The 12,830-nt window shown below is 69.1% G+C and carries 10 protein-coding genes; 4 read left to right on the top strand and 6 right to left on the bottom strand.

What is annotated here, in order from left to right:
* The first annotated feature begins 283 nt into the window (after window positions 1–283).
* Both CFB52_RS26640 and CFB52_RS26635 read left to right on the top strand, forming a co-directional pair.
* Window positions 284–1,873, top strand: coding sequence for a protease pro-enzyme activation domain-containing protein (locus tag CFB52_RS26640; protein ID WP_099317838.1), 1,590 nt, complete (start codon window positions 284–286; stop codon window positions 1,871–1,873).
* 73 nt (window positions 1,874–1,946) lie between these two features.
* Window positions 1,947–3,653: a S10 family peptidase gene (locus tag CFB52_RS26635; RefSeq protein WP_099317837.1), complete on the top strand. Its 1,707-nt coding sequence runs from the start codon at window positions 1,947–1,949 to the stop codon at window positions 3,651–3,653.
* A 39-nt stretch (window positions 3,654–3,692) separates the two neighbouring features.
* On the opposite strand, the gene nadE is transcribed toward CFB52_RS26635, so the two are convergent.
* The 3 genes from nadE to CFB52_RS26620 form a co-directional block, all read right to left on the bottom strand.
* Window positions 3,693–4,544 carry an ammonia-dependent NAD(+) synthetase gene (gene nadE, locus CFB52_RS26630; RefSeq protein WP_059575561.1) on the bottom strand — a complete coding sequence of 284 codons (852 nt, stop codon included), beginning with the start codon at window positions 4,542–4,544 and terminating at the stop codon, window positions 3,693–3,695.
* A 190-nt stretch (window positions 4,545–4,734) separates the two neighbouring features.
* Window positions 4,735–5,604 carry a DMT family transporter gene (locus tag CFB52_RS26625; protein ID WP_099317836.1) on the bottom strand — a complete coding sequence of 290 codons (870 nt, stop codon included), beginning with the start codon at window positions 5,602–5,604 and terminating at the stop codon, window positions 4,735–4,737.
* Window positions 5,605–5,797: 193 nt separating this feature from the next.
* On the bottom strand, window positions 5,798–5,983 hold the full coding sequence (locus CFB52_RS26620; protein WP_006480515.1) for a hypothetical protein: 186 nt from the start codon (window positions 5,981–5,983) through the stop codon (window positions 5,798–5,800).
* Between the two features lie 228 nt (window positions 5,984–6,211).
* Here CFB52_RS26620 and CFB52_RS26610 point away from each other — a divergent pair, with 228 nt between their 5' ends.
* Window positions 6,212–6,970: a DeoR/GlpR family DNA-binding transcription regulator gene (locus CFB52_RS26610; RefSeq protein ID WP_099317835.1), complete on the top strand. Its 759-nt coding sequence runs from the start codon at window positions 6,212–6,214 to the stop codon at window positions 6,968–6,970.
* A gap of 105 nt (window positions 6,971–7,075) precedes the next feature.
* Entirely contained in the window at window positions 7,076–8,857 is a 1,782-nt protein-coding gene (locus CFB52_RS26605) for a phospholipase D-like domain-containing protein (protein WP_099317834.1), read from the top strand.
* A gap of 54 nt (window positions 8,858–8,911) precedes the next feature.
* On the opposite strand, the gene CFB52_RS26600 is transcribed toward CFB52_RS26605, so the two are convergent.
* From CFB52_RS26600 to CFB52_RS26590, 3 genes are all read right to left on the bottom strand, one after another.
* Window positions 8,912–9,586: a TetR family transcriptional regulator gene (locus tag CFB52_RS26600; RefSeq protein ID WP_059575553.1), complete on the bottom strand. Its 675-nt coding sequence runs from the start codon at window positions 9,584–9,586 to the stop codon at window positions 8,912–8,914.
* 105 nt (window positions 9,587–9,691) lie between these two features.
* The gene (locus CFB52_RS26595) at window positions 9,692–10,960 is read right to left on the bottom strand and encodes an FAD-binding oxidoreductase (RefSeq protein ID WP_059575552.1); all 1,269 of its coding nucleotides are present in this window, start codon (window positions 10,958–10,960) and stop codon (window positions 9,692–9,694) included.
* A 138-nt stretch (window positions 10,961–11,098) separates the two neighbouring features.
* On the bottom strand, window positions 11,099–12,679 hold the full coding sequence (locus CFB52_RS26590; protein WP_059575550.1) for an amino acid permease: 1,581 nt from the start codon (window positions 12,677–12,679) through the stop codon (window positions 11,099–11,101).
* Window positions 12,680–12,830 lie beyond the last annotated feature (151 nt).

Genomic DNA, 12,830 nt, shown 5'->3' with positions numbered 1-12,830 from the left:
GCGCCGACATGGCCGCCGGCCGGGCGATCGGCCGCGCGGGCGGGCCATGCACGAGTCGATTCAGGCCGCGCGCGATGCCGGCCTTCGCGCAAACGCTTGCCGCAGAAGGGCGTGCGCGCAAATCGTCTGACTGTTCTAAACTTCCTCTGACTTCGCGTGATCGCGAACGCGCCGTCGCAAAACGCGCCGTCGCGAATCGACTGACCGAACGGAACCGTCGTCCGCAGGCTATGTCCGATTTCCTGGCTGTTCCGTGCAACGCGGTACCAAGGAGGGTCTGAACATGGCAAGGCATCTTCAAGCCGACCGTGAACCCCGCATCGTCGCCGAGTCCAAGTGTCTCGGCCAGTGCGATCCGGCAGAACGCATCCACGTCACGATCATGTTGCGGCGGCAGGAAGAAGGGCAACTCGATGCATTGGTCCACCAGCTCGCCACCGGCGACGCCCGCGCAAAACCGGTGTCGCGCGACGCATTCGCGCAGCGTTTCTCCGCCAATCCCGACGACATCCGCAAGACCGAGGAATTCGCGCATCGTCATCAACTGACGGTCGATCGCGTCGACCCGGTCGAAAGCGTCGTCGTGGTGTCCGGCACGATCGCGCAGTTCGAAGCCGCGTTCAGCGTGAAGCTCGAGCGTTTCGAGCATCGGTCGATCGGCCAGTATCGCGGCCGCTCGGGCCCGATCGCGCTGCCCGACGAGCTCGGCGACGCGGTAACCGCCGTGCTCGGCCTCGACAGCCGCCCGCAGGCGCGGCCGCACTTCCGCTTCCGTCCGCCGTTCAAGCCTGCGCGCGGCGCGGCGGCCGTCACGTTCACGCCGATCCAGCTTGCGTCGCTGTACGACTTTCCGGCCGGCGACGGCGCCGGGCAATGCATCGCGATCGTCGAACTCGGCGGCGGCTATCGCGCGGCGGACATCCAGCAGTATTTCCGCGGGCTCGGGATCACGACACCGCCGACGCTCGTCGACGTGAACGTCGGCACCGGCCGCAATGCGCCGACCGGCGAGCCGAACGGGCCGGACGGCGAAGTCGCGCTCGACATCGAGATCGCCGGCGCGATCGCACCGGCCGCGAAGATCGCCGTCTACCTCGCGCCGAACAGCGACGCGGGCTTCATCCAGGCCGTCAACGCGGCCGTCACCGACAAGACCCACCGGCCTTCCGTGATCTCGATCAGCTGGGGCGGCCCGGAAGCGATCTGGCAGGCGCAGTCGGCACACGCGTTCAACCGCGTGCTGCAGGCGGCCGCCGCGCAGGGCATCACCGTATGCGCGGCGTCGGGCGACAGCGGCTCGGGCGACGGGCTGCAGGATGGCGCCGATCACGTCGATTTCCCGGCGTCGAGCCCGTACGTGCTCGGCTGCGGCGGCACGCAGCTCGATGCGCTGCCCGGGCAGGGCATCCGCAGCGAGGTCACGTGGAACGACGAGGCGTCGGGCGGCGGCGCGGGCGGCGGCGGCGTCAGTTCGCTGTTCGACCTGCCGGCGTGGCAGCAGGGGCTGAAGGTCGCACGCGCCGACGGCACCGCCACGCCGCTCGCCAAGCGCGGTGTGCCGGACGTGGCCGGCGATGCGTCGCCGCAGACGGGCTACGAAGTGTCGGTCGCCGGCACGCCCGCGGTGATGGGCGGCACGAGCGCGGTCGCACCGCTGTGGGCCGCGCTGATCGCGCGGATCAATGCGGCGGCCGGCGCATCGGCCGGCTGGATCAATCCGGTGCTGTACAAGCATCCGGATGCGTTGCGCGACATCACGAAAGGATCGAATGGCACCTATGCGGCCGCGGCCGGCTGGGACGCGTGCACGGGGCTCGGCAGCCCCGACGGCGCGAAACTGGCGGCGCTCCTCGCGCGCAAGCCGTCGAGCTGACGCGCCGGTACCTGCCTTTACTTTCGACGCGGGTGATCTTCCCGCGTCTTTTTTCACCTCCAGGAGCAGCACGATGGGCATCGATTCCGCATCTTCCGGCGGCGTGTATCCGCTGCATCACGGCGACCACAATTCGCACGGCGTGCCGCCGACCATCAACCCGGTCGCGCTGAGCCGCGGCCGCGACCAGCCGTTCTTCGATCCGGTCGCGTACGGCAACGGCCCCGACGACTCGGTGACCGACACGACCGAAGCGGCCGCGATCACGCACCACACGATCCTGATCGACGGCAGGCGCATCGCGTACACGGCGACGGTCGGCCACCTCGTGACCGTCGATCCCAGCAGTTCGCAGCCGGCCGCGAAAATCTTCTACGTCGCGTTCACGGCGGACGGCGCGAAGGAAGAAACGCGGCCCGTGACGTTCTTCTATAACGGCGGGCCCGGCTCGTCGTCGGTGTTCGTGCTGCTCGGCTCGTTCGCGCCGAAGCGCATCAAGACGTCGATGCCGGGGTTCACGCCGCCCGCGCCGTACCAGATCGAAGACAACCCGGACAGCATGATCGACCACAGCGACCTGGTGTTCATCAATCCGGTCGGCACCGGCTATTCGGCGGCCGTCGCGCCGAACAAGAATCGCGACTTCTGGGGCGTCGACCAGGATGCGGATTCGCTGAAGCAGTTCATCAAGCGCTACCTGACGAAGAACAACCGCTGGAATTCGCCGAAATACCTGTTCGGCGAATCGTACGGCACCGCGCGCAGCTGCGTGCTCGCGTACAAGCTGCACGAGGACGGCGTGGACCTGAACGGCGTCACGCTGCAATCGTCGATCCTCGATTACCGGCAGGCCGGCAACCCGGTCGGCACGCTGCCGACCGCCGCGGCCGACGCGTGGTATCACAAGAAGCTCGGCATCAAGCCGGCGCCGAGCGATCTCGGCGCGTTCGTCGAGGAAGTCGCGCAGTTCGCGCGCACCGACTACCTGAGCGCGCTGCGCGCGGCGCCGCATGCGGACCCGGCCACGGTGCGGAAACTGTCGGAATACACGGGCATCGACACGGCGACGCTGCAATCGTGGGGCCTCGACATCGCGGGCTACGACACGCGCGGCAATTCGCTGTTCCTGACGACGCTGCTGCATGCGCAGGGGCTCGCGCTCGGTTCGTACGACGGCCGCGTGACCGGGATCTCGTCGGGCATCGCCGGCAAGATCGACCCGAATTCGGGCGGCAATGACCCGACGATGACGGCCGTGACGGGCGTCTATACGGCGATGTGGAACAGCTACCTGAACGAGCAGTTGAAGTTCACGTCGAACTCGGCGTTCACGGACCTGAACGACCAGGCTTTCAAGAACTGGGATTTCAGCCACATCGACCCGACCGGCGCGCAGCAGGGCATCGATGCACAGGGCAACGTGATTCTCTACACGGCCGGCGACCTCGCCGCGGTGATGGCGCTGAACGTGGACCTGAAGGTGCTGTCGGCGAACGGCTTCTACGATTTCGTCACGCCGTTCTACCAGACCGTGATCGATCTGCAGCAGATGCCGCTGGAGGACCAGAAGGTGCGGCAGAACCTGTCCGCGCGGTTCTATCCGTCGGGGCACATGGTGTACCTCGACGCCGGGTCGCGCACCGCGCTCAAGCGCGATCTCGCGACGATGTACGACGCGACGGTCAGCGATACGGGCGCGCGGATGCGCATTCGTGCGCTGCAGGCGAAGAAGACGGGCGGGCGCGCGGGCCCGTCGCCGGTCGGCCGCGCGCAGCCGTGACGGTGCGCGCGGCGGTATGTCGGTGGCGCGGCGGCCGGCTTATGCGGTGGCCGGCCAGTCGAACATCGTGTACGGCAGTGCGCGCTTGTGGCGTGAGCCGTCGTAGAAGCGCAGCACCGTTTCATACACGCGATCGGCAACCGGCTTGCCTTCGAGGAAATCGTCGATCTCGTCGTAGGTCACGCCATACGCGTGCTCGTCGGGGCGCAGCGGGCGCAGCTCCTCGAGGTCGGCCGTCGGCACCTTCATCACGATCAGCTCGTCGCCGCCGAGCGCGCGCGCGACCGCGCGCACGCGACGCTTGCTCAGGCCCGCGAGCGGCAGGATGTCCGCGCCGCCGTCGCCGAACTTCGTGAAGAAACCCATCAGCGATTCGGCCGCGTGATCCGTGCCGATCACGATGCCGCGCCGCGCGCCGGCTACCGCGTACTGCGCGATCATGCGCTCGCGCGCCTTGATGTTGCCGTGCACGAAATCCTGCTGCGCGGGCGTGTCGAACGCATGGCCGGATGCGACCAGCGAACGGAGCATCGCATCGGCGGCCGGCTTCACGTCGACCGTCAGCACCTCGTCCGCGCGCACGAACGCCAGCGCGCGCTGCGCATCCTCTTCGTCGTTCTGCACGCCGTTCGGCAGGCGCATCGCGATGAAGCGTGCATCGTAGCCGTCGGCGCGCAGGCGCTCGACCGCCAGTTGCGCAAGGCGGCCGGCCGTCGACGAATCGACGCCGCCGCTGATGCCGAGCACGTAGGTCCGCAGGCCGGTCGAACGAAGGTACTGCGCGAGGAAATCGACGCGCCGGGCGATTTCGGCTTCGGCGTCGAAGTGCGGGGCGACGTTCAGTTCGGCAATGATCGCGCGTTGGCGGCTGGCGTAATCGGCGGAGGTCATGAGGGAAATTCCGGAACGAATTGCAAGGCGCCCATCATAAGCGCAATCGCGGCGCGCCGCCGCGCCGGGCCTGCGTTTCCGGCGGTTTCGCGTTGCTTCGGCGAGACGCGGCGCGTCGCCATGGTGCGCGGTGCGCCAGGCAGGTGCGGGATGCGGCGCGAACGGCCTCCGGGCGGGGCGACGGCCGGCGTCAGCGCCGCGCGAGCACGACGCCCACCAGCGCGAGCGCGAAGCCGGCGAGCTGGATCGTCGCGAGCGTTTCGCCGAACAGCCCGTAACCCTGCAGCGCGGCCAGCGGCGGCGCGAGAAACAGCAGCGACGTCGCGCGAGCGGCGTTGCCGCGCCGCAGCATCCACATCAGCATCGTGACCGCGCCGCCGGACAGGAACACGACGCCCCATACGAGCGACACCCACAGCGCCGGCGCGCCGATCCAGCGGGTTTCATGGAGCAGCACGACGAAGGCGGCCGCGACGACCGCCGCGCCGAAGTTCTGCACGGCGACCGCCGTGCGCAGGTCGCTCTGCGCGAGCTTGCCTTTCTGGTACAGCGAGCCGGCGGTGATCGCCCCGACCGCGAGAACCGACACGGTGACGACGAGCCACGCAGGCGCCGCGCCCGGCGGCGGCGCGACGCCGCCCGTGACCTTCGGCGCGAGCACGAGCGCGACGCCGGCCAGCCCGAGCGCCATCCCGAGCCAGCCGCGCGCGGGCAGGCGTTCGTTGAACAGCGCGACCGCGAGCACGGCGGTGGCGAGCGGCTGCAGCGCGCCGAGCAGCGCCATCACGCCCGCGTTCAATCCTTGCGCGACGGCCCAGTAGCTCGCGCCGAGATAGACGCCTTGCAGCAGCGCGCCGGCGATCAGGTGGCGCGGCCATTCGCGGCGGGCCGGCCACGGCGCGCGTGCGACGAGCGCCACCACGCCGAACAGCGCGGCCGTGCCCGCGAAGCGCGCCAGCAGGAACAGGTTCGGATCGGCGTAGGGCTTGATCGCCCGTGCAACGATGAAGCCGGTGGACCAGAGCGCGACGAAAACGGCGGCGACGATCGAGTTGAGCATGCGTGACGGGCCGCGACGCGGCCGGACAGAACCGGAAAGTCGGCCAGTATCGGGCGAAGCCGTGCCGGTGTCTTGTCGAATCCTGCACTCACGCCGGGCGGTGCGTGACGGTGCGGGCGATCATCGCGCGCCGGGTGGGCGATGCGAAGGCGATGCGTACCGCCCCGTGCGGGCGGCTACGACGCGGCGGCGATCAGTCGATCGAGAACGTATCGAGCGGCTGGTTGGCGCGCGCGTCGGTCGCGAAGCGCGCGGCGAGCTGTTCGTAGAGTCGGCGCGCTTCGTCGAGCGTCAGGTCGATCCAGTACGGGTCGCCCGCCGCGTCGTTGAGGCGTTCCGGCGGAAACTGGATTTCGATCACACTGCCTTTGCGATACATGGCGCGAGCCCCTTGGTTGGTCGGTCTTGGTCGGTCGTTCGGCGAAACGCCAAGTGTAGCAACCGGCGCCGCGCCGATTCGCGCGCGCCCGGCAATACTGAATTTCGCTTTCGGGCGACGTGCGCGGCCGCCGCCCGGCCGCATTCCCCGGCGCGGTCAAATGGTCGTCAAACGACCGTAATACAATGGCCGGCTTACCCATTACCAGTCGCCTCGGGCGCACACGCGATGCTGGCGGAACAACGTCATCAATACATCCTGTCGGAGCTTGGACGCTCGGGCGCGCTGTCGGTCGCGGAACTCGTCCGTTCGCTCGACGTGTCGCGCGAAACCGTGCGGCGCGACCTGAACGCGCTGGCCGCGCGCGGCCTGCTCGTGATGACGCATGGCGGCGCGCTGGCCGCGGATCGCCGCGAGCCGAGCCTGTCCGAGCGCGAAGCCGCGAACGCCGACGCGAAGCGCACGATCGGGCGGCGCGCGGCCGAATTCGTGCCCGACGATGCATCGGTGCTGATCGATTCGGGCAGCACGCCGCATGCGGTCGCGCTGGCGCTCGCCGACCGGCACCGGCTGTCGATCTACACGAACGACTGGCGCACCGCGTTCGTGCTCGCGCGGCGCAACGGCAACCGCGTGACGCTGCTCGGCGGCGAGCTGTCCGACGACGAGGACGCCACGTTCGGGCTCGACACGATCCACCAGCTCGCGCAATACCACGTCGATTTCGCGTTCGTCGGCGCCGGCGGCATCACGCCCGACGGCGAATGCACCGACTATTCGCGGCTCGCGGCAGAAGTGCGCAGCCGGATGATCGCGGCGGCGGGCACGGCGATCATCGTCGCCGACCATTCGAAGTTCGGCCGCGTGACGCCGGTGCGGATCAACGGCGCGTCGGCCGCCCGCTATCTCGTCACCGAACGCGCGCCGGACAAGGCGGTGCGCCGCGCGCTGACCGCTCGCGGCATCGAGCTGCTCGTGTGCGACTGACGCGCGTCCGACATACAAGGTTCATCGAACGGTCATCGTGCCGGAAGAACCGCCGTCGACACTGACCCATTCACCTCGACCGGCCGTCAGGCCAGGGAGCAACGAATGGCCGTCAGCGTGCGCAGCTATCTTTCCCCCACCCTCGTCCTGCTGGCTTTCGACTGGCCCGATGCGGCGTCGCGCGCCGATTTCCTCGGCTTCGCGATCCGGCGCACGCCGGGCTTCTGGTCGGCCGACGGCAAGACGCGTGCGCCGGACAGCTGGCTGCCCAACCGCCTGACGTTCGACGGCCCGGCCGCCGACACGCAGGGCGATGCGCCGACCGATCAGGCGCCGATCCAGAAATTCATGTGGTGGGACGCGCGCATCGATCCGCAGGACCGCGGTGCGTCGTTTCGCTACGACGTCTATCCGGTCGTCGGCACGCCGGCGAACCTGCAGGTGCTCGACGCGCAAGCCGGCGCGTGCGACGTCGTGCTGCCCGCGCACGTCGAGGACGGCATCGGCACGTGGTTCAACCGCGCGGTGGTCAGCTCGCAGGCGTTCGCGAAGCAGGTCGCGGCGCTCGGCCTCGCGCCGAACGAGGCGCCGAGCGCCGCGCAGGCGCTGAAGCTGCGCACGTGGCTCGCGAACGACATGGAGCAGGTGTTCGCTCAGATGCTCGATCCCGCGTCGCGCGCGGTGTCGGCCGTCTATCACCTGACCGACACGCTGTGGGCGCTGCCTGCATTCGCCGCGTTCGGGCGCCGGCATGGCGAAGCGTCGCTCGCGATCGTCTATGACGCGCACACGACGGCGCGCAAGGGCAAGCCGCCGCTGCCGTCGCCGAACCAGCCGGCCGTCGATGCGCTGCAGGGCCTCGCGACGCTCGCGCCGCGCGACCGGACGCACATCATGCACGACAAGTTCATCGTGACCGATGCGCGGTCGAACCCGGCGCCCGCGCGCGTGCTGACGGGTTCCGCGAACTTCACGACCGAGGGGCTCACCGAGCAGGCCAACGTACTGCATGCGTTCGACTCGCCCGCGCTCGCCGCGCTGTACAACGAGCGCGCCCTCGCGCTGGCCGGGAATCCGTCGATTGCGGAAACCGCCCGGCTGTCGCCCGGCTGGTCGGCGCCGATGACGATCGGCAGCGCGCAGGTACGTGTCGCGTACTCGCCGGAGCCGGCGGGGCAGCGTACCGAGATCGATACGATCGTCGCCGCGATCGCGGCCGCGAAGCATTCGGTGTCGTTCTGTCTGTTCATGCCGACCGACGCGGCGCTGCGCGATGCGTGCTTCGCGGCCGGCGACCGCGGGCTGATGATGTTCGGCCTGGTGAACCGGATCAACGTTGGCGGCGCGACGAAGGCCGATGCCGCGCGGCAGGCCGGCCAGCCGCTCGATGCGGCGGCGCTCGCGAACCTCGAGCTGTACCACCGCAGCCGCGACAACCACGACGTGATCGACGCGTCGTATTTCTCGCCGGCCACCGTGCCGCAGGGTTTCGAGCCGGAGTTGCGGCTCTTCCCGGGCGAGCCGGCGCCGGCGTTTCCGCCCGTCGTGATCCACCACAAGTTCATCGTGATCGATGCGGAAGGCGCGAATCCGGTCGTCTATACGGGCTCGGCGAACATGAGCCGCAATTCCGAGCAGTACAACGACGAGAACCTGCTCGAGATCCGCGACAAGCGGATCGCGGCGATCTATCTCGCGGAATTCCTGCGACTTTACGAGCACTATCGCGCTCGCGCATTGGCGATTCGTGCGAAGCAGCGCGGCACGGGCGCGCGTGCACGGCTCGCGCTCGCGCCGGATTCGAGCTGGGCGAAGAAGTATTACGTGGCGGGCAGCCCGGAAGAGAAGGCGCGGATCGCGCTCGCGTCGACCGCGCCGACGGACTGATGCGCCGACGTGCGACGGGCGCGGCGGGCGCGCGCTCCGACGGGCTGCCGTCGCTTACGCGGCGACGTAGCGGAGCACCGCGTCGGCGATCGTGTCGCGATGCCGCGCGCGCAGGCGCGGCGCCGACGGATCGCGGCCGAATGCGGCGCCGAACGTGTAGCGGTTCGCCACGCGATGGAAGCAGAACGAGCTGATCAGCAGGTGCAGGTCGTATGCGTCGATGTCCTTGCGGAACGCGCCGCTGGCCGCGCCGCGCTCGACCAGTTCCTCGAGCGTCTTGATGATGCTGACGTTGCGGTTCTTGAACGACTTGAGCTGTTCGAGATATTTCGCGCCGTGGATGTTCTCGATCGACACGAGGCGGACGAAATCGCGATGCTTGTCGTGATAGTCGAACGTGAATTCGACGAGACGGCGCATGCCTTCGCGCGGCTCCATGTCGCCGACGTGCAGTTCCTGCTCGAATGCGCGGATGTCGCCGTACACCTTCTCCAGCACGGCCTCGTACAGGCCTTCCTTGCTTTCGAAGTAGTAGTAGAGCATCCGCTTCGTCGTGTTCGTCCGCTCGGCGATCGCGTCGACGCGCGCACCGGCGAGGCCCATCGCGGAAAATTCCTGCGTGGCGACCTCGAGGATGTTGCGCTTGGTTTGCTCGGGATCGTATTTGCGCCGCGCATCGGACGCAAGCGCGCGGGGGTCGGACGTGGCGGCCTTGCTTCCTGCTTTCATGTGACTTTGTTGTGGTTCGCGGCGGCTTGGAAAAGGCATTCTAGCATGCGGAAAATGCCCGCCCGGCCGACCTTCCGCTCTAATCGGCAAGGCCGCCGCGGGCGCTCAGCGGCGGCACGACGCGAGCGCGTCACGGGCCTGGTACGCCGTATACGCAAGCTGCGCGGCGGCGAGGCCGGCCAGCCCGAACGTGCGCGTGAGCCCGAACGCGGCGAAGCCGTCCGGCACCGGCCGGCCTTCGGCCAGCGCGGCGGCGAGCGTCTCGCCGGCCACCGTGGTCGGCGCCATCCCGTGGCCGCCGAAAGCGATCGCGTGCCACACGCCGTCGGCGTCGCGGCCGATCTGCGGCATCTTGTGCCGCGCGTAGCTCATCAGCCCGCCCCACGCGTAGTCGACCTTCACGCCGTCCAGTTGCGGATACACGCGCAGCAGGTCGCGCCGCAGCAGGCGCGCGATCGCGTCGGGGCCGCGGTCGAGCACGGAGATCCGGCCGCCCCACAGGATCCGCGTGTCCTTCAGCGGACGGTAGTAGTCGAACGCGAAACGCGTGTCGTAGATCGCGTACGGCGCGTCGATCGCGTCGGGCAGGCGCGTGCCGAGCGGTTCGGTCGCGATCACGTAGGTCGCGATCGGCAGCACCGCGCGCTCGATGCGCGGCGACACGCCGCGCGCGTAGCCGCCGCCGGCGAACACGACGTCCTTCGCGCGCACCGCGCCCTGGGCCGTGCGCACGACGTAACCGGCGCCGTCGCGCGCGATGCAGAGCGCGGCCGAGCGCTCGAACACGCGGGCGCCGCCGCGCGACGCGGCCGCCGCGACGCCGAGCACGTACTTCAGCGGATGGAAATGGAATGCGTTCGGCTCGAACAGGCCGCCGTAATAGCGCCGCGTCTTCAGCCGCTCGCGCAGCGCGTCGGTCGGGACGGGTTCCCAGTCGACGCCGAGCTCGTCTTTCATCAGCGTGCGCACGCTGTCGAGCCGCGCCGGATCGTCGAACCAGTTCGCGAGCATCACGCCGCGGTCGACGATGTCGCAGTCGATCCCGTAGCGGGCGATGCGCGCGCGGATCAGGTCGACCGCGTCGACGGTGAGCCGGTATAGCCGGCGCCCTTCGTCGCGGCCGAGCGTGCGCAGCAGGTCGGCGTTGTCGAGGCTGTAGCCGCCGAACACGAAGCCGCCGTTGCGGCCCGACGCACCGAAGCCGACCCGCTCGCTGTCCAGCACCACGACGTCGTGCACGCCGCGTTCGACGAGGCCGAGCGCCGTGCACAGGCCGGCGAGGCCGCCGCCGACGATGCAGACCTGCGTATCGATCGTGCCGGTCAGTTGCGGGTAGGGCTGGCGGGAAACGGTGGCTTCGTAGAAGTTCTGCATGCGTGTTCGGTGACTCGTGACGGCGGAAAAACGGGCGGCGCGTCGATCTTGCCTGAACGCGCGCGCCGCGTCGAATGGGGTTTTCAGCGCAGCGGGCCGGGCGCCGCGAAGGGGTGGCCGCTGGCGCGGTACCGGGCGTCAGGCGCCCGGCGTCGGGTTGACCGGGCGGGCAACGTAGGCCGGATAACCGGCGTCGGCCTTTTCGGCTGCTTCATGCGCCGCGTTGCGTTCGATCCACGGCGCGATTTCCATGTCCTCGTAGCGCACCAGGCGGCATTTGCGCACGAGTGCGTAGCCGAGCCAGATCGCGAGGAAGAACGGCAGGCCGATGTAGGTCGCGGCGACGCCTGTCCAGTCGATCCTGTCGGCGAGGAACGCGTGGTAGTCCTGGCCGAGCGCGACGACCGCGCACAGCGCGAACGCGAGCAGCGGGCCGAACGGGAACCACTTCGACCGGTACGGCAACTGGTCGAGCCGGTAACCCTGCTTCAGGAAGCCCTTGCGGAAGCGGTAGTGGCTGACCGCGATGCCGAGCCACGTGATGAAGCCGGCCATGCCCGACGTGTTGAGCAGCCACAGGTACACGGTCTTGTCGCCATACAGCGACGTGAGGAAGCACAGTGCGCCGACGGCGGTGGTCGCATACAGCGCGTTGCGCGGCACGCCGCCCGGCGACAGCTTCGCGAACAGCTTCGGCGCACGACCCTCGAGCGCGAGGTTGTAGAGCATCCGCGTCGACGCATACATCCCCGAGTTGCCCGCCGACAGCACGGCCGTCAGGATCACCGCGTTCATCACGCCGGCCGCGAACGCGAGGCCCGCGTGGCGGAACACGAGCGTGAAGGGGCTCACGCCGATATCGGTCACGTCGCTCTTCAGCAGGCTCGGGTCGGTGTACGGAATCAGCACGCCGATCACGAAAATCGCGAACACGTAGAACAGCAGGATGCGCCAGAAGATCTGGCTCACCGCGCGCGGAATCGTCGTGCGCGGGTTTTCCGATTCGCCGGCCGCGACGCCGATCATCTCGGTGCCCTGGAACGAGAAGCCCGCGATCATCGCGACGCCGAGCATCGTCGCCCAGCCGCCGACGAACGGCGCGTCGCCCGTCGTGAAGTTACCCCAGCCGGCGCTCGGGCCGCCCTGCATGATCCCGAAGATCATCAGCAGTCCGACGCCGACGAACGCGAGCACCGTCAGCACCTTGACCAGCGCGAACCAGTATTCGGCTTCGCCGAAGCCGCGCACCGACAGCGCGTTGAGCGCGAAGATCAGCGTGAGAAACAGCGCGCTCCACCAGACGCCCGGCACGTGCGGGAACCAGTAATTCATCACGAGCTGCGCGGCGACCAGTTCCACCGCCAGCGTCACGGCCCAGCTGTACCAGTAGTTCCAGCCGAGCGCGAAGCCGAAGCCTTCGTCGACGAACTTCGCGCCGTAGGTCGCGAACGAGCCCGACACCGGCATGAACGCGGCCATCTCGCCGAGGCTCGTCATCAGGAAATAGACCATCAGGCCGATCACCATGTACGCAAGCATCGCGCCGCCCGGCCCGGCCTGCGAGATCGACGCGCCGGACGCGACGAACAGGCCCGTGCCGATCGAGCCGCCGATCGCGATCATCCGCAGATGGCGGGCCTGCAACGCACGGTGGAGGGACGGCTTCGCGGGCGGCGAGCCGGACGGGCGGGACGAATCGGGGCGGGCATCTGAATGCATGGCGGGCGCTGGGCGCTGTCTCCGGGATTGTTGTTCGGTGACGAAGCGCGACGCGTTGCCGGCCGCGGGCCGGGCAGCGGTGATGCGGGGCGAAGCCGGCCCGCTGAGCCGGGCCCTGATGCGTGCGCCTTCGTCGGTCGTCCGGGCGCCG

The organism is Burkholderia sp. AU18528 (assembly GCF_002223215.2).
Lineage (GTDB): Bacteria > Pseudomonadota > Gammaproteobacteria > Burkholderiales > Burkholderiaceae > Burkholderia > Burkholderia semiarida.
This window is presented reverse-complemented; position numbering and strand designations above follow the sequence as displayed.